Source organism: Flammeovirgaceae bacterium SG7u.111, assembly GCA_034044135.1.
GTDB lineage: Bacteria > Bacteroidota > Bacteroidia > Cytophagales > Flammeovirgaceae.
This window is the reverse complement of the sequence record CP139021.1, coordinates 5,065,467-5,084,101: the sequence shown is the minus strand read 5'-3', so window position 1 is coordinate 5,084,101 and position 18,635 is coordinate 5,065,467. Positions and strand designations below refer to the sequence as shown.

The 18,635-nt window shown below is 40.5% G+C and carries 12 protein-coding genes; 6 read left to right on the top strand and 6 right to left on the bottom strand.

Annotated features, from left to right (window positions below):
• The first annotated feature begins 329 nt into the window (after positions 1-329).
• Complete coding sequence (locus R9C00_19745; protein WPO33935.1) at positions 330-2,090, top strand: long-chain fatty acid--CoA ligase; 1,761 nt, start codon at positions 330-332, stop codon at positions 2,088-2,090.
• An 82-nt stretch (positions 2,091-2,172) separates the two neighbouring features.
• Here the strand turns inward: R9C00_19745 and R9C00_19740 are convergent, their stop codons facing one another.
• Positions 2,173-2,931: a carbonic anhydrase family protein gene (locus R9C00_19740; GenBank protein ID WPO33934.1), complete on the bottom strand. Its 759-nt coding sequence runs from the start codon at positions 2,929-2,931 to the stop codon at positions 2,173-2,175.
• A gap of 447 nt (positions 2,932-3,378) precedes the next feature.
• Here R9C00_19740 and R9C00_19735 point away from each other — a divergent pair, with 447 nt between their 5' ends.
• Positions 3,379-5,646, top strand: coding sequence for an aconitate hydratase (locus tag R9C00_19735; GenBank protein WPO33933.1), 2,268 nt, complete (start codon positions 3,379-3,381; stop codon positions 5,644-5,646).
• A 148-nt stretch (positions 5,647-5,794) separates the two neighbouring features.
• Here the strand turns inward: R9C00_19735 and R9C00_19730 are convergent, their stop codons facing one another.
• The 3 genes from R9C00_19730 to R9C00_19720 all read right to left on the bottom strand — a co-directional run bounded on the left by R9C00_19730 (position 5,795) and on the right by R9C00_19720 (position 9,682).
• Positions 5,795-6,055 (bottom strand): hypothetical protein, encoded by a 261-nt coding sequence (locus R9C00_19730; protein ID WPO33932.1) that lies wholly within the window; start codon positions 6,053-6,055, stop codon positions 5,795-5,797.
• A 327-nt stretch (positions 6,056-6,382) separates the two neighbouring features.
• The gene (locus R9C00_19725) at positions 6,383-8,956 is read right to left on the bottom strand and encodes an FtsX-like permease family protein (GenBank protein WPO33931.1); all 2,574 of its coding nucleotides are present in this window, start codon (positions 8,954-8,956) and stop codon (positions 6,383-6,385) included.
• A gap of 264 nt (positions 8,957-9,220) precedes the next feature.
• Entirely contained in the window at positions 9,221-9,682 is a 462-nt protein-coding gene (locus R9C00_19720) for a nuclear transport factor 2 family protein (GenBank protein ID WPO33930.1), read from the bottom strand.
• Positions 9,683-9,908: 226 nt separating this feature from the next.
• Here R9C00_19720 and R9C00_19715 point away from each other — a divergent pair, with 226 nt between their 5' ends.
• The gene (locus tag R9C00_19715; GenBank protein WPO33929.1) at positions 9,909-10,946 is read left to right on the top strand and encodes an AI-2E family transporter; all 1,038 of its coding nucleotides are present in this window, start codon (positions 9,909-9,911) and stop codon (positions 10,944-10,946) included.
• Here the strand turns inward: R9C00_19715 and R9C00_19710 are convergent.
• Both R9C00_19710 and R9C00_19705 read right to left on the bottom strand, forming a co-directional pair.
• The gene (locus R9C00_19710; protein ID WPO33928.1) at positions 10,943-11,758 is read right to left on the bottom strand and encodes an META domain-containing protein; all 816 of its coding nucleotides are present in this window, start codon (positions 11,756-11,758) and stop codon (positions 10,943-10,945) included. The two genes, R9C00_19715 and R9C00_19710, sit on opposite strands and share 4 nt — an antisense overlap.
• 48 nt (positions 11,759-11,806) lie before the next feature.
• Positions 11,807-12,826 carry a DUF481 domain-containing protein gene (locus R9C00_19705; GenBank protein ID WPO33927.1) on the bottom strand — a complete coding sequence of 340 codons (1,020 nt, stop codon included), beginning with the start codon at positions 12,824-12,826 and terminating at the stop codon, positions 11,807-11,809.
• Positions 12,827-13,157: 331 nt separating this feature from the next.
• Here R9C00_19705 and R9C00_19700 point away from each other — a divergent pair, with 331 nt between their 5' ends.
• The 3 genes from R9C00_19700 (at position 13,158) to R9C00_19690 (ending at position 18,597) form a co-directional block, all read left to right on the top strand.
• The gene (locus tag R9C00_19700) at positions 13,158-13,748 is read left to right on the top strand and encodes a sigma-70 family RNA polymerase sigma factor (protein ID WPO33926.1); all 591 of its coding nucleotides are present in this window, start codon (positions 13,158-13,160) and stop codon (positions 13,746-13,748) included.
• A 168-nt stretch (positions 13,749-13,916) separates the two neighbouring features.
• A complete protein-coding gene (locus R9C00_19695; protein ID WPO33925.1) occupies positions 13,917-15,026 on the top strand; it encodes a DUF4974 domain-containing protein in 1,110 nt (369 codons plus the stop codon).
• Positions 15,027-15,216: 190 nt separating this feature from the next.
• The gene (locus tag R9C00_19690) at positions 15,217-18,597 is read left to right on the top strand and encodes a TonB-dependent receptor (GenBank protein ID WPO33924.1); all 3,381 of its coding nucleotides are present in this window, start codon (positions 15,217-15,219) and stop codon (positions 18,595-18,597) included.
• Positions 18,598-18,635: the final 38 nt, after the last annotated feature.

The window sequence follows — 18,635 nt, the reverse complement described above, 5'->3', positions numbered from 1 at the left end:
CGGAGGTTAGTAAGGTCGAAATGAATAGCTTGTGATGAGCTGATACTTTGGAAAAGCTGAGGGGATCGTACTTTATAACCTAACCTAGTATATACAAGGTTGGATTTCATATTTTGATTTGTTATGCGGTTAATTGTTTTTTTCATGCACTACCAACCATCCCCTTTTTGGGTTATGATTCTTGTCTAAAAAAGATGTTTGTTGGGTAAGATTAGATATTTTTGAATTTGGTTTGAGAGGATTGTATATATCAAAATAAACTTGAACACTCTTGAGCTAAAGCCTGTTTTAATACGAAACTAGATTTGACCAAAACAACAATACATATAATGAATATTCGCCGCACTTTTGATTTCCTGCATTACCAACTTGAAAAGTTCCCCCAGCAAAAAGCTATAAGTTCAAAGGTAAATGGTGAATGGAAATCATTTAGTACTCAAGAAGTTGCAGATATTGTGAACCAATTGAGCGTTGGATTAATGAATATAGGTATTTTCAAAGGAGACAAAATAGCTGTCATTTCCGAAAACAGACCCGAATGGAACTTTGTGGATTTGGCTGCTCAGCAACTAGGAGTCATTTTGGTGCCTTTGTATGCAACACTCCCTCCTAAAGATTGTGCCTATATACTGGAGCATGCCGAGTGTAAATTGGTTTTTGCTTCAGATCAAGAACTATACAACAAAATAGTAACTTCTGTCGATGAGGAAAATGCACTTCTTTTATATTCTTTTGAAAAGTTAGAAGGCGTGCAACATTGGACTAGCCTCCTGAAAGAAGTTGGATCTCCAGAGATGGATAGGCTAAAAGCAATTCAAGACTCAATTGGCGAGGAGGAACTGATGACAATAATTTACACTTCTGGAACAACAGGAAAACCAAAAGGAGTGATGCTGAGCCACAAAAACGTGGTAACCAATGTGAAGGGCGTGTACAAAGTTTCGGGCTTGGTACGGGGAAAGTTCAAGGTGCTTAGTTTTTTGCCCCTAAGCCATATTTATGAGCGTTCAGGTTTCCTTTTGTTTCTCTTTGCCGGCTCCTCTATTTATTATGCCGAAAGCCTAGAAAAAATAGGGGATAACTTGAGAGAAGTAAAGCCTCATTTTTTTAATAGCGTACCACGGTTGCTAGAAAAAGTGATGGATAAAATAATAGCCAAAGCAAACGAGCTTTCCCCGCTGAAAAAATCACTTTTCAACTGGGCAATGCGTTTGGGGTTGGAGTATGAGCCTCACAAAAAATATGAGATGTCTTACAGGGTTCAGATGTTTATAGCCGATAAGTTGATTTTCTCTAAATGGCGAGAGGCTTTGGGAGGAAATATCAGTTCTATTTCCTGCGGAGGAGCAGCTTTACAACCTCGCTTGGGTAGGGTGTTTTGGGCAGCGGGCATCAAAGTGTGTGAAGGTTATGGGATGACAGAATGTGCCCCCGTAATAGCAGCGAACTATGCCGATAATGTAGAAATGGTTCGAATGGGGGCAACAGGTATGTTGGTAGAAGGGGTAGAAGTAAAAATAGCCAAGGACGGAGAGGTGCTTTGTAAAGGACCTAACATTATGATGGGTTATTATAAAGAGCCAGCACTCACTGCTGAGGTACTCAAGGAGGGTTGGTTTCACACGGGTGATATTGGAGAAGTTTCGCAAGAAGGTTTTTTGAAAATCACCGATAGGAAAAAAGAAATATTCAAGACCTCGGGAGGGAAGTACATCGCCCCGCAGGTGTTGGAAAACAAGCTTAAAGAAAGTTTGTTCATAGAGCAAGTGATGGTAGTAGGGGAAAATAGGAAGTTTCCTTCAGCCCTTATCGTACCAAATTTTGATGGGCTGAAAGATTGGTGTGTGGAGAATAAAATTACCTTTTCTGATTTGGAAGAATTGGTGAAACAGCCGGGAGTGATCAACCGGATAGCCAACGAAGTTTCCCGGGCCAATGAGCTTTTTGGCAACTGGGAAAGGGTGAAGCAGTTTCGCCTGATCCCGCAGATTTGGTCGATAGAAACGGGTGAGCTTACCCCAAAAATGTCGATGAAGCGCAGGGTTATTTTGGAGAAGTTCTCAAGGGAAATAGAGGATATGTATGTTTGATTTGGCTAGGTAGGGAAGCTTAAAAGCGGCGCAAAGAAATTTTTCTTTTGCGCCGCTTTTGTATGGCTACCTTTTTGGGTATTTATCTTGCATCAATTTTTCTATCATAAATCGCTTGGATGTGTCTTGCATTATTTTTCTCAATTTTATTAATCTTCTCAATTTGTTCTGGAGATGCTTCAAATATGTTGCTGAGCACGTACCAGTTCACATTTTCGGTATAAGGAGCGGTGGTTAGCGAACCAGGGTAGTGATAAGCACTTTTGAGGCACGCATTCATTTCTTCCTCCCCACCGAATAAATCGGCTATTTTAACCATTCCTTGTTCTACATTATTTGAACTCTGCTCTTTTGCAGGAATGGCATCGATGAACTCATTGATAAACGCATTGGTTTCACCCATTTTAAATAATACTCCTACCACTAAAAATTCTGCGTGTTTGCCATCCTTTTTTATGGAGTTGACAATGTGCATTTCCATTGGGTAAGTAAGACCATCTATCAAGTGCTCAGAAGGAGTGTGGAAATGGAGTTGGAGCGTTTCATAATCTTTCCCATCGGCGTGAACACTACTTCCGTTTTCAAAAAGAAGTTCTACCGTGTGCCCAAGGTTTTCAATCGTACGGATGTCGTCATTTAAGTTCCATTCCATATGGTGATCAACGCCCTTGTCAATGTGGTTAGTAAGAATATTGATGGGAGATTGCCTGTGGTGAGAGGTGAATTCTGGTGTGCAATAGTATGCTGCCTTTAAAGTCTGAGCTTCCTTGTGTTCAGAGGTTTCGGTTTGAGTGCAGCCTGCTATCATCACAAGCGGCAGCAGAAAGAATAACTTATTCATTGTTTCAAAAAGTTTGGTTAAAAAATACTTGATGTGGCATTTGGTGAGCTTAACAAATAAGATGAGTTGATTTCCACATGTTTTGGTAAACAAAAAATACCTCTAAAAAATGAAATCGAGTGCAAGTTAAAATACGGGTAGTTTAATTGCAAAATGAATTATCAATAAGAATAACGCAAAAGCTGGAGATACCTGTGCTCACGAGATACACAAAATAAGGGTAAGAATAATTTTTTGTTGATACTGTTTAGCTACTTGGAAAATTGGTGCGATTTTTCTAAACACCTTTCAACCATAGTAGTTATTTTAATGAGAGAATAACCTAACATTGAGGATATTTTATAGATTTGCGGATTGGTTGAAAACTTAGGACTCAAAGCCCTAGTTTTTTCAATAGTTCGTAAAAAAAATTAGTTCAATTTATAAAACCAACAAATTCCGGACAATATGGCATTTGATATCGAGATGATAAAAGCGGTTTACGCACGCATGGGAGAACGCGTAAATAAAGCTCGTGAGCTAACAGGCTCGCCCCTTACCCTTGCTGAAAAAATTCTGTATTCACATTTGTATCAAGAGACTCCTTCTGAAGTGTATGAAAGAGGAGGTTCTTATGTGGATTTTGCGCCTGACCGTGTTGCAATGCAAGATGCAACTGCTCAAATGGCACTTTTGCAGTTTATGCAAGCAGGTAAAAGCCAAGCCGCTGTTCCTTCTACGGTACATGCCGATCACCTAATTCAGGCTAAAATTGGTGCTGATAAAGATTTGCAGGCTGCTTTGAACCAAAGTAGCGAAGTATTCAACTTCCTTTCTTCGGTTTCAAGCAAATATGGTATTGGTTTCTGGAAGCCAGGAGCAGGTATTATTCACCAAGTAGTATTAGAAAACTATGCATTCCCAGGTGGAATGATGATTGGCACTGACTCACACACTGTAAATGCGGGTGGTCTGGGAATGGTAGCGGTTGGTGTTGGTGGTGCCGATGCGGTGGACGTGATGGCAGGAATGGCTTGGGAACTTAAATTTCCTAAACTGATCGGGGTGAAGCTTACGGGCAAACTCAACGGTTGGACTGCACCAAAAGATGTGATTTTGAAAGTAGCGGGTATCTTGACCGTAAAAGGTGGTACTGGTGCTATTGTTGAATATTTTGGCGAAGGCGCAGAGTCTCTTTCATGTACTGGTAAGGGTACGATCTGTAACATGGGCGCTGAAATTGGTGCAACTACTTCTACCTTCGGTTACGACGACTCGATGAGAAGGTATTTGAAAGCTACCGACAGGGCTGATGTTGCTGCTGCCGCAGATGAAGTTGCCGAGCACCTTACTGGTGATGCAGAAGTATATGCGAATCCTGAGAAGTACTTTGATCAGGTAATCGAGATCAACCTTTCTGAGCTAGAGCCACATGTAAATGGTCCATTCACACCAGATTTGGCTACGCCTGTTTCTGAAATGAAGGCGGTAGCAGAAAAAAATGGCTGGCCTATGGATGTTGAGTGGGGCTTGATTGGTTCTTGTACCAACTCTTCTTACGAGGATATTTCAAGAGCTGCTTCTATTGCAAAACAAGCAGTGGAAAAAGGCTTGAAGCCAAAAGCTGAATTCGGAATCAACCCAGGTTCTGAGCAAGTGAGATTTACCATCGAGAGAGATGGTTTTATCGACACGTTCGAACAATTGGGCACTAAAATATTTACCAATGCTTGTGGACCATGTATCGGTCAGTGGGCTAGGGAAGGAGCTGATAAGCAAGAGAAAAACTCTATTATCCACTCTTTCAACCGTAACTTCTCTAAGAGGGCTGACGGCAACCCTAACACACACGCATTTGTTGCTTCTCCTGAAATGGTAGCTGCTGTAGCTATCTCTGGTAAGTTAGGTTTCAACCCTATCACCGATACCATTACTAATGAAAATGGTGAAGAGGTGAAATTAGATCCTCCAACTGGATGGGAATTACCCCCAAAAGGATTTGATGTAGAAGATGCTGGCTTCCAAGCTCCTGCTGCTAATGGCAGCGAAGTTGAAGTAAAGGTGAAGCCTGATTCAGATAGGTTGCAGTTGTTAGAATCATTCCCTGCTTGGGACGGTGAAAACATCACTGGTGCTAAACTGTTGATCAAAGCTCAAGGAAAATGTACTACTGACCATATCTCTATGGCAGGTCCTTGGTTGCGTTTTAGAGGTCATCTCGACAATATATCTAACAACTGTTTGATTGGTGCTGTAAATGCATTCAACGGTGAATCTAACAGCGTTAAGAACCAGTTGACTGGTGAGCTAGGTGAAGTACCGGCTACGCAAAGGGCTTATAAAGCCGCTAATGTTCCTACCATAGTAGTAGGTGACCATAACTATGGTGAAGGGTCTTCTCGTGAGCATGCGGCCATGGAACCAAGGCACTTGGGCGTAAGAGCGGTAATCGTTAAGTCTTTTGCCCGTATCCATGAAACTAACCTTAAGAAACAAGGGATGTTGGGCCTTACTTTTGCTACTGAAGCCGATTACGATAAAATCCAAGAAGATGACACGTTCAATTTTATCGATTTGAAAGAATTTGCTCCAGGTAAGCAGCTGACTTTAGAGGTTGTTCATGCTGATGGGTCTACTGACACTATCAAATTGAACCATACGTATAATGATCAGCAAATCGATTGGTTTAAAGCAGGTTCAGCATTGAACTTGATAAAGACTCAAAACAACAGCTAAGAAACTGTTTGAGCTATAGATACTAAAACCCCCGAAGATTTTCGTCTTCGGGGGTTTTGTTTTGACCAATAGAATAGACAAAAAAAACCGAGCTACCTTGTGAAGTAACTCGGAAAATACCAAAACTTTATAAATAATGAATCCAATCTTAATTCTCACTAACTTTTACTCGGCTGATATCTACTTCTTCGAAGTAGGCATATAGAGCGTCGTGGTCGGTAACTTGGCAAATTTTCTCAATAGTTTTCGTTTCCGAATTGTACCATACTTCAAATACGTGATGACCAAGTGAAAACAAATGCAACTTAAAACCTTGGTAAGATTTGCTGGTGATAAACGTACCACTGGCAAAAAGGATGTTGCCTTGTTCGTATTTTGAAGCTTGCTTAAATGCTTTTAGGTAATCCATAACAATATAATTTCGTTCTACTACTGTTTGACTATATAACACAAAAACTCTTAAATATTTTTTGAAGGTAGTTTTGTAAGAGGTAAGGTTAGAAGCAAAAAGCAGCAGAATCTGAGTGGTAATGGGTTGTTTTTATAAAAGATAATACGGTTGTTGAAGTCTAATGTTCAAAAATACATGGATTATAGCTGCTTTAAAATGAAAATTGTCATTTTTCTTCTATTAAATAACTCATGAAAGATAATTGGAAAATTGATAGATAACTGCTCTCTTTTAAATGCAAATTAAATGCAAAAGTAAAAATTACAGTTGGATAATTTCAAGGCATTATTGTTTGTTTTGAAGTGACTCTATAGGCGGTCTTTGCATAATAGGCCTAATATTGAGCCAACTTACTACTATTGTCAATGCCGTTATTAGGACAAAAACCAGAGATAGGCTATAAAAGCTTGGTCTTAGGTTTATCTCCAAAAAGTATTTACCCAAGCCCCAAGTGGCAATGAGTGAAAGTAAAATCCCCGAAAGTGCGGCAAGCCCGCCTATAAAGAAATATTCTATAATCGTAATTTTCACTATCTGGCTCTGGAATGCACCCAAGGTTCTCAATAAACTGACTTCTCGAAGCCTTATATATTTGCTGTTTACAATAGAGGTATAAAGTACCAGTAAACCAGTAAGTATGCTAAATACAGACATAAAGCGGATGACAAAGGCTAGCCTGCTAAGTAGATCATCTAATGTTTGCATGATCAGGTCGAGGTCAATAGCCGATATGTTTGCATGTTTCTCTGAAAGCTCCTGTTTGAGCCTGACGGATGCTTGTTGGCTTGGTGCATGTAGCAATGCAGCGTAAAACTGCGGAGCTTCTTCTAAAACCCCTTTTGGGAAAACAAAACCAAAGTTTGCTGGTATGCGCTGCCACCTGACTTTCCGCACGCTGCACACCCTAGCGTTCAATTGGATACCGTGAAGCTTAAATTGGATGTAGTCTCCTGTATCTAGTTTTAGCTGCTGGGAAAGTACTTCCGAAATAGAAACTGGAACTGTATCAGGCTTTGACCCGTCTTCCAGAACTTTTATTTCACCTTTTACAAGGGTTTCAGCATCCATCAGGTCATCTCGGTACGTAACCGGATGCTCCATGTATAATACCCAGTTTGGAATTTGCCCACCCACAGAGTCTGCTTTAATAGCATTAAGGTCTTTTCCATTTATTTCATGAATCCGAAGGCTTACTACGGGGATAATATCTTCTATGTCTAAACCTAAGCGTTCAGCGCATTCAAGCACCTCTTCTTTTTGGTCGGGTTGGATGTCGTAGAGCACTAGGTTGGTTCGGTTTTCACTCCATACATCTGCCACTTGGTTGAGAATACCTGTATGGATAATAGTGACAATAGAAATGAGCAACGCTCCCATTCCAATTACGACCATGAGCAAAACGGTTTGGTTTTGAGGCCTGAACAGGTTAGAGAACCCTTGTTTCCAAACAAAAGAAGCTTTGGATGGAAAAAGCTTTTTGGTTAAAGTTACTGCAAGTACGCCTACAGTAACTAAGCTTAAGATAGCTCCAGAAAAGCTGATGAAAAATAGCGAGCCTGTAAGTATATCTTTGGTAAGGTAAATGGTGAAAGCCCAGTTGACAAGCAATACAAGACAAGCTATCCAGAAAATGCTGCTGGGCTTGTGCCCAAGGTCAATAGCCTCTTCTCGTAAAACACTCAACGGTGGAGTGTAGCGGGTTTTAAGCAGAGGTAAGATAGAAAACAAAACAGTGACAGAAACGCCTACGCAAACACCGAAAAGAACCGAAGGCCAGGAGGTTTTGAAGGTAAGGGCGGCGGGTAAGAAATCTTGGAAAATGAAGGGTAAAAGACTTTGAAGTGCGCTGCCTAACGCTGCACCTGTAATGCTTCCTATCAACCCCATAAATACAACTTGGATAAGGAAAAGGTTGAAAACATCTTTTCCAGAAGCGCCTAAGCAACGAAGAATGGCTACTGTTTTTATTTTTTCCCTCACATATACATTAACCGAAGCACCAACACCAACTGAACCTATGATTAGGGCAATAAAGCCAGCCAAATTCAAAAAACGGTAGAGGTTTTCAAACCCATTTCCCAAGCTCTCTTTGCGGAAGGTAACCGTTTCGTACCCAAAGCCATATTTATTGATAATAGGCTTTATCTCTTCCAAAAAAGCGGCGGTCTTTCTCTCACTCCCAATTTTAAAAAACTTACGGTAGTAGAGCCTGCTTCCTTTGTCTATCAGCCCAGTCTGCTGTACGGTGTCATAGGGAATATAAATAGATGGGGCGATGGTGCCCATGATTTTGATATTGCCTGGTAACTTGGTGACTACCCCGGCTACTGGAAATATGAGTTTGCCTATCTGCAAAGTATCGCCTGTGGAGACTTCGTATTGGAGGGCGAGGTTGTCGTCAAGCAAAATACCTTCTTGATTTCGAAACTGCTCTAGGGCATTTTTGGGAAGGGTTTTCATTTCCCCATAAAACGGATATCCGCCTTTTATCGCAACTATTTGTACCAGCCTGCCATCTTCCAGAAAAGGAAATTGGACATAGGAGGAAAATCGCAGGTCACTTGCTTGTTCTGTGGGAATTGTATCAAAATAGAGTTCATCGGCGGTTTGAAAATCTTTGTCATTGTACAGAACCAAATCGGCTGCCAAAAGGGCTTTCGCTTGGTTGTCGATGTCCTTTTTGAGGTTGTTGTTGAACGAGTTGACTGAAACGAAAGCGGCAATGCCGATTCCTATAGAGGAAATAAAAACCAGAATACGAGGAAGCTTGCTGCGTGCATCTTTCCAAGCAAGTTTCCATACCCACAAGCTTTTTATCCAAGATTTTTTTTGTCTATTTATTTTAATAACTCTATCCATTCGGATGCGTTAGTTTATGCCAGTTGAGGTATTTTTATCTCCTTTTTAACAGCAATAAGTTCTAGTTGTTTTTGTTGAGGGCGGTGTTTATGACCTTGCTCTAAGTAAGACACCTCAAAAACAGTAAAAAGCAATTAGTTTTGTAAATAAAAAACCTTTAGCAACTAAAGTACTAAAGGTTTTTCCCAAATCGTCTGGAAGCTGTACGATGTATAAACTTAGGCGATTCGGCAGCAATTTGCCGCAATAAGCACCTCCTAAAAACTACTCGCAGCCTTCTTTTCTCCTCGTATCGGTAATTTGAAGAATTTTCCACCCCTCTGAAGTCTTTACTAGGTGGAAAGCATTCACGCCGCAATGGCTGAACTTGTCGCCATGATAAAAGTTATATTCAGTCCATGCCGAGGCAAATTCGCCATCTATCTTTATTTCATAAGATAGAATTCGTTCGTCCCAGATTTTATCGTGAGGAGTGCCCACTGCTTCTGCAAACTTACTGATAGGTGTGCTATGCAACTCGGTTTTACCATCTTTGGAAGCTACGGTCTGTAAGCGAGCTTCGGGATGAAAAACGCCTCTCACCATAGTACTGTCCCCTTTTTTCATTCCATCAAAAAGTTGCTCTATTGTAGCTCTTACATCTTTTTCTTCTTCAGGTTTGAGGTTAGAAAATGAGAAAAGCAAAATAGCTAAGGAGCAAAACAGGAGGGTCGTTCTTTTTTTCATGGTTGTAGTTTTTGTATGATGAAATTCCAATTTCCACCAAAAAGAACCTTTTCCCAACTACATTTTGATAAACGGTCGGTGGCAACAACCAAGCTGAGGTTTCTTTATTTCTTGGATTAGGTAAGGGTTTTAGGCTTTAACTTTTATTCATCTTGTTGTTTTTGCTTTACAATAGACTTATCTTGTCGGCATCTATTCACATGAAACTGAACCTTCATATTTTTGCATGGAAGCTATCAAAAAACTAAAACTATCGCCTATAATCACCCTTGCTGCTTTGGTTATCATAACAGCTGGAATGATTGCAGCTAAATCTATTTTTATTTCCATATTGTTATCGGTTTTTATCAGCGTTATTTTAGCGAAGCCAGTAGTTTGGCTTAGCCGCAAAAAAATCCCTGATACAGTCGCTATTATCATCGTACTTATTGGTCTTTTATTAATTATTTTAGGTTTTGGGGGAATTGTAGGAAGAACAGTGAAGAAGTTTTCGGAAGATGCTCCAATGTACGAAGATAAACTGAACGAGCTTTTATCAGGAACTATCAGTTGGCTTAATAACTGGGGGTTTAGCGTCTCTACAGATCAAATTTCAAGCTTTGTAGACCCTGGTAAAGTATTGGGTTTTACTACGAGTGCAATAGGGGAGTTTGGCGGTGTATTAGCGAACTCATTTGAAGTGTTTATTATCGTGATTTTTATCTTATTGGAGCTGCAAGCTTTTTCTAATAAGGCAAAATACATAAACAAAACGCATGATGTTCCTCTGAGCAAATTGTTGGAAGTTGGTTACAGTATCCGAAATTACCTGTGGATAAAGACGCTTACAAGCTTGCTAACAGGGGTGCTTATTTATGTTTGGTTATTAATCATAGGAGTGGAGTATGCCCTTTTGTGGGGGCTGCTTGCATTTTTGCTCAATTATATTCCCAATATTGGTTCTATAATAGCTGCTGTGCCTACCATGTTGTTGGCATTGATCATTTCTGGGCCTACAGCGCTTCTTTTGACTTTGGTAGGTTACTTTGCTGTGAATATGATAGTTGGAAATATTGTAGAACCCAAAATAATGGGAAAAGGGCTTGGGCTTTCCACTTTGGTAGTTTTTCTCTCATTGATTACTTGGGGTTTTATTTTTGGTACGGTTGGCATGTTTCTTTCCGTGCCCCTAACTATGACCATCAAAATCATGCTTGAAGAAAACCCCAACACCAGATGGATAGCCGTAATGTTGGGGACTGGAAAAGAAATTAAGGAGGGTTAATCAACTTTTTTGAAAACGAAAGAGCTGCCATCGTATCCTGTGAGGGTAAGTCTCAGGTTCGCAACTTTGTATTTCATCCGCTTGCCAAAAAGCTTTTGGTTTACCAAGTTTTCTATTGTCATGTTGGGGCACATCATTTGGGTGCTGGCGCCCATCCCAATTTGTAAAACCCCTGGCTCGGCTACATAAAAACTCCCGTTGAAATGATTACAGCCAGCATGGCCACTTAAGCGTTCTTCTTTGGAATAAAACTCGAACATAGGAAGCCCTTTTCGCTCAAAATCTTTAGGGTCAAGGGTATCGCCATTAGCTTCTATCATTACCCAAATATCGTGGAGCTTATAGTCGGGCTGGAAGTTGCCACAGCCTTCGTAGGTGGTGTATTCGGTTTCCTCACCTTGCTTTAGTTCCACACGTACCGAGTTGCGGTAAGTGGTGTCAGCCATCGTGTCGGAGCACTCTTCCCCTTTAATGGTGATGACGATCCTCGCCGTTTCGGTTTCAGCGGCATAGCGGGTAACAGGTGCATCTTGGGCTTTGTTCCCTTTCACTGCCGGGAAGTGTAGTTCAAGCCCGTCCATTGTTTTAAACACAATTTCCTTTTCAAAGTCCATTGTTACGTTCCAAAATGGTTCGTTTCCTTGAGCTTTAAAAGCTAATTCTATACCTGTCATAGACGGAGGGATTTGGGTGGAATCGGCTTTTAGTGGCGCTGTGTTTGCCTCAGCAGGTGTTTCCTTTTTTTGTTGGCTTTGCGAGCAACTAGCAATAAACAGGGCGATGAAGCCCATTAACCAAAAATGATTTTTCATAAGATGTTAGGTTTCTGTTTGGTTCAATAATAACAATATGAAGTAGAATTACAATGACCAACCAAAAGTAGTTTGGAATACATAATCGTCAGTAGAAGAGTTTTCGGCAGGTTGGTTATCGTAGTTATAAGAAACCCCCAGTTTTATATAAAAATCTAATGGCAGGTCATATTTTGCATCAAAGTTTAAATCTGCCCTCCAGCGGCCTTTTTCCGTTATACTTGGGTAAACAGTGCCATTGGTAAGCAGGGAGAGGTTGCCGATATCAAATAAGTTTAGCTCTGTTCCCAAAAAGGCTTCCATACTTTGTTTGTCTGATCCCTCGTTGCTAAACTTTTCATTGTTGAAAGAAGCACCTCCCTGAAAAGCCCAGTAAGATTGGTTGGTATGGACTAGATAATTACCAATCCCAAGTTTCCCCGTGGTTCTCAAATCAATTTTTTGCTCGGTATTGCTCAAAAAGTTTACTTGCCCAATTACAAACCAGTCTTTGGGTAAAAAATAGCGGTAGGTGAGTCCTCCGTCGGTACGTCGAATAGGCTCTACATCGTCTTGGGATGAGTTTACAGAATTGAAATTGGCATCTGCCGACCATTTGTCAGCAATATATCCTGCGTTGCTCCTCAGGCTGAGTTGCCGCAAGTTATTCGCTTTGGTTATGCTTAACCCAAAATCTATGGAGGCGTAGAGCCTGTCCCAAAAACCTTTTTCTATTTCTTTTAAAAATACAATGTCCTCCTTTTGTGCATCCACCACTGAGCTATCGCTAGTAAAAATTAGGATTTTTTCTGCCGATACTGATTTCAAATTGCCATTTAGCCTTTTACCTTCCGAAAGTATGATAAGGAAAAAGCTATTGCTAAAGATCGTGCTGATGCCATCCCATTCTATTTTAAAGTCACTGTCGCTGTAGTCCGTTTCTATGGTGAGTACGCCCCTGTCCATACCTTTTATCTCCCCAACTATCATATCTCCATTGGTCAGGTAAAGAGAGTCTGTAGTTTGGGCAAAGGAAAAATTAGGGCTAATCATTAAAAAAAAGAAAAGACAAAGGTTAGGTTTGCTCATTGTAGGAAACATGTTAAAGAGGGTTTTCAAGACAACTTTCAATTTCGAACTCTTTAATGTAAATAATGTTTAAGAGATTTATGCCAACCCATATTCCTTTTTAAATGGATCTACGCCAGAGTTAATATGTTAGCGTCTTTTGTGTTATGCTAACCTTAATTGGTGATGGGTTATATGTAGGTTTCAACTTATCTCTTATAGGGTTTTTTGGATAATATTCAGTTTGTAACTTAATTCAGGTTTGAAAGGGCTACCTATCCTTTGCCTATTTTTGGTTTTGGAATGAAAAGAATAGTATTTAACATTGGGTAAATAAGCGAACGACCGATTAATGCAGAAGAAGACATTTTTGAAGGAAGATGAAAAGGAACTGTGGGATGCCCTGAAGCGGGGCAACAGAGATGCTTTTTTGGTGGTTTACGAAAGCTCTTATCAAGCACTTTATGTCCATGGGCTGGCTAGTTCGTCAAGCGTGGAACTTACCAAAGATGCTATCCATGAAATGTTTTTGGAAATATGGGAGAATAGGCAAAAGCTCAATTCGGTTTCTAAAATCACCCCTTATCTAAAAGTGTACCTCCGAAGGAAATTGCTCAAGGCAAAAGTAAGGTTGGGGAAGGAAGATGGGCAAGTTGTAGATTTGCAAACGGAACCCTCTTACGAAGATCTTGTGGTGTTGCACCAAGCCCGCCAAGAGAAAAAAGAGTTGGTAGTAAAAGCTTTGGAGAAACTAACCGATGCTCAAAAAGAAGTACTGAGATTAAGGTTTTATGAAGGGATGAGTTATGAGGAAATTGCAGAGCTCAAATCTACCCAAACCCGCACAGTGTACAACTTGGTGCACCAAGCTGTGAAGAAGATGAAAACGTTTCTTTCCAATGTCCCTTCTGTTGTTTTCCTCCTAGGGGCTTTGTTTTTTTAGCCTATTTAAGCTGTTTTTTATCTGTATTAGCACATATTTGGATTTTGTTTTTGAAAAAAAATAATTTTTTTCTGGAAAGCATGGTAAAAGCTAATAAGGCTTTGCACTAGTAATTACAAAGGGAAAAGATTTAGTCTTTTATTGTATTCAGTTACCCTTTCATAACTATTGATTCTAATCAAACAACCAGCAAGAAGTGGCTTGACTTTACTGATAAAGTCGGCTCTCAACTTTCCTTTTATTTTTATGAGCAAATACAACAGTATAGAGGACTTGGTTTCGGATGAATCTTTTCAGGCATACGTGCATGATGAAGAAGACAGAGATGTTGCTTTTTGGGAGAGTTGGCTGGAAAGCCATCCTCAAAAACAAGTTATGTTTATGCAGGCGAAGGAAATGGTTGTCCTGCTTTCTTTAAAGGTCTCCCCCGAAGAACTAACAGCAGAAAAAGAACGATTAGTAACATCTATCAAAACCTATCCACAAAAGGAACATGAACCTAAGCGAAGATGGCTACTGTCAAAGGGCTTTGGTCTTAGCGGGGTTGCCGCGGCTGTTTTATTAGCAGTGATGGCGCTTATAGGTTATAAATCGTCAATATTTGGACCAAATAGAGAAGAAAGTAAACCATTGGTTGCCGAAGTGAAGATGATAGAAAAAAGTTCGCCAAGAGGAGTGAAATCTACCATCAACTTAATGGACGGCACGCGGATAAAAATGAATTCAGAGACAACCATCAGGTTTCCTGAGGTATTTGGGGATAGCATCAGAGAGGTTTACTTAGAAGGGGAAGCGTTTTTTGAAGTTGCAAGAAATACAAACAAACCATTTATAGTTCATGCTGGTGATGTGCAGACGCGAGTGTTGGGGACATCATTTAACATTTCGTCTTATCCAGAAAATGTGGCGACCAAAGTTGCACTGGTAGAAGGTAAGGTAGAAGTGGGGCATCGAGGCTTAGACATGGCCTTGCTAGAACCAAGTGAGCTGTATTCTTATAACAAGGAAAAGGAAGTGGGTATAAAAAGACCGTTTGAGGCGAGGAAAGAATTGGCTTGGCGCTCTGGGACTATTTTTTTCAATAACGCTGATTTCGAACAAATATCTTTTACACTATCACGATGGTACGATGTAGAATTTGAGGTGCTTAATGAGCCTGCGATTGTAGGTTTTAAAGGTCAATTTACACACCAGAGCTTAGAGTCGGTATTGAAAGGGATTAGTTTCTCAACTAAATTCAATTTCGAAATAAAAGGAAAAAAAGTAATTATTAAATAAACCACCAAGTATGATATGAAATTGAAAAATTACGACACAAGTTAAAAAAAGCCAGCATCCCTAGGGGGAATACTGGCTGTAACATCACATGCTTTTGGTTCGGTGAACGTTTGGCGGCAGACCCCGAAACAGAAAGCATGCGAACCGATTTTGAATTAAACATACCTTTCCTCAAAACCTTCTTAAAAATATGAAAAGGAAAATACTAAGACAAATTATTATGACAAGTAAATACACATTGATAGGAGCATTCCTTCAGTGCTTTCTTGTTGGGTTGCTATTAGCAAATGATGGAAAAGCCCAGCGCGTCAGTATAGATGATATATACTTGACCGTGAACCTAGAAAATGCCACGCTAGAACAAGCTTTCTCGCAGATCACCACCCAAACGAACTTTAAGTTTGCGTATGAAATGGCCAAGGTGGATGTGAATGAAAGAATCACGACTTCAGCGAATTTCACTTCGTTGGGAAATTTGTTGAGGGATATTTCAAAAAATACCAACCTTAAGTTTAAGCGAATCAACGAAAATATTTTTGTAAGCAAAAAGGGACTTTTAGGCGCACCTGTAGAAGAGAGTGTAGAAATGCTAGCTCCTGCACAGCAAAAGGTAACAGGTACTATTATTTCTGGAGAAGACAACCTGCCTCTCCCGGGGGTTAGTATTTTGATAAAAGGAACGAGCATAGGTTCGGTGACCGATATTGATGGTAAGTATAGTTTAGAAGTACCCAATTCATCTTCTATTTTGGTTTTTAGCTATATCGGTTTTGTTCCTCAAGAGATTACTGTGGGTGAACAGTCTTCTATCGACCTTACACTAGAGCCAGACATGGCACAGTTGGAAGAGGTGGTAGTAGTAGGTTACGGTACAGTAAAGAAAAGTGACCTTACTGGCTCGGTTGCTTCTGTAAAAGCAGAGGAATTGACCGCATACCCTGCACTGGGTACAGTTCAAGCTTTGCAAGGACGTGCGGCAGGTGTGCAAATCACAGCCAACAACGGTGAGCCGGGCGCTTCTTACAAAGTACGGGTACGTGGTGGGACATCCATCAATGCCAGTAGTGATCCTATTTATGTGGTAGATGGTTTTGTAGGAGCTACATTGCCTCCTCCAGAAGATATCGAGTCCATTGAAGTATTGAAAGATGCTTCTGCAACGGCTATTTACGGTTCTAGAGGAGCGAATGGGGTAATCATGGTCACTACCAAAAGAGGAAAAAGCGGCAAGACTAGGGTAGACCTCAATACTTCTTATTCTATCCAAAATGAAATAAATAGGTTGGACTTGTTAAAGCCTGATGATTTTGTTGATTATATCCGTGAGGCAAGTGGCAATCCTAATTTTACTGGATTAGGAGCAAATACGGATTGGCAAGAGGAAATTTTCCAGCAAGGATATATCCAAAACTACCAAATGGGTATTTCTGGCGGATCAGATAATGTAAATTACTATTTATCGGGAACGTTTTATGACCAGAAAGGTATCATCTTAAACTCGGGCTACAAAAGGTATTCTGTAACTAGTAATGTTGATATTAAAGCTTCTGAGAAGTTCAGGGTAGGCTTAAACCTTTTTGCACAGCGTAGCGATAAGAAAGGGGCAAGGACACAGGAATCCTCAGGTGGAGCAAACGGTTCTGGTGTAGTTGCGGCAGCATTCAAAATGGGACCAGATCAGCCTATTAGAGATGCTAATGGTAAATACACACTTGCGAGACTAAATGACGCGCATGATAATGCCGTAGCTGTAGTTACGGAATATGTAAACGAAGATATAGTAGATAGATTCCAAGGGAACGTGTATGGTGAATATGATATCTTGAAAGATTTGAAGTTTAGGATTACACTGGGTGCAAGCTCTAACTCGGGTCGAGTTGGTCAGTATACGCCAACCTCCCTTCAAGGTGGAATAGGTGTAGGCGGTGATGGTAGAATGGACGGTACTAAGAACTCTCTGTTTTTGAACGAAAACTACTTGACGTACACGAAAGATATAGGCGATCATAATATTTCTATTATGGGTGGTTATTCTTACCAATCTTCCAGAGACGAAAGTTGGGGTGCAAGAGGACAAGGTTATCCTTCTGATGGTGCATTATATTGGAACTTAGGCGGCTCGTCTTCTTGGCAACAGCCTACTTCTAGCCTTTCCGATTGGGAATTAGCGTCTTGGTACGGACGTGCAGTCTATAACTTTAAGAGCAAGTATTTACTTACGTTCAATGCACGTTACGACGGTTCTTCAGTGTTTAGTGAAGGAAATAAATGGGCGTTCTTCCCATCAGGTGCTTTTGCTTGGAACATGAAGGACGAAGCCTTTATGGAGGGAATAGATGTGATCAGCGATTGGAAATGGAGGGCAAGTTATGGGCTAACAGGTAATAGAGGTATTTCTCCTTATCGTACACTTGCAGAGTTCTCTACCGCACTGTCGGTCCAAAACGGTGTTCCTGTTAATGCAGTATTCCCTACCAATGTTTCAAATGAAAACTTGACTTGGGAAACAACGACTCAGTTAGACGTCGGTATAGATGTAGGCTTGTTCGAGAACAGGTTGAACCTGATCATAGATTATTATAGCATGGAGACTTCTGACTTGTTGTTCGATGTGCCATTGCCAGAATATTCCGGATATAAAACCCAACTTCAAAATATAGGTAAAGTAGGTAATAAAGGTTTTGAATTTACCCTCAACTCCAAAAACCTAGTGGGGGAGTTTAAATGGGATATGGGTTTCAACTTATCTATGAACAGGCAGGAGGTATTGGAATTGCCAGATGGTAATTCCGACATTGACTATGCATCGGGCCCAGGTCATATGGTAGGTTTGGGTAATACACAAATTCTTCGTGTAGGACAGCCTGTAGGAGCATTTTATGGCTGGATTTATGATGGACCTTACCAACAAGGCGATGATATATTGCCTGGTGGAGGGTTTGAGCAAGAGCTTGGCGGAGAGAAATATAGAGATATTGATGGTACAAAGGACGAAAATGGAGACTTGACAGGTGTTCCTGATGGTCAATTGAATGCGGATGATAGAGCTATCATAGGTGACCCTAACCCAGATTTTATTTGGGGTTTCAATAATGACTTTAGGTACAAAGGGTTCGATTTGAACATATTCTTCCAAGCATCTCAAGGTAACGATATTTTTAGTTATACGCTATTGGAACTTGACCTAATGGCAGGAAGAAACAACGCCACAACGGCTGCACTGAACCGTTGGACTCCTCAAAATACCAATACAAATATTCCAGCGGCTTCGGGGGATAGGACAAGAAGAGCTTCTACACGCTTTATATATGATGGTTCATTTGTTAGGTTGAAAAACCTTGCATTGGGTTACAATTTCCCTCAACCTATACTTGACCAAATCAAGCTACGTAAGTTGAGGCTATATGTAAGTGCTCAAAACATATTCACCATTACCGATTATGAAGGCTACGATCCTGAAGTGAACTACCGCAGTAGTGGTTCGGGTGATGGAAACAAAAATATCGGTTTAGATTATGCCAGTTACCCTAATGCAAAATCCTATACATTCGGGCTCAATATCGGCTTCTAGGCACTTACTTAAAATACCTTATTGATATCTAAACTATT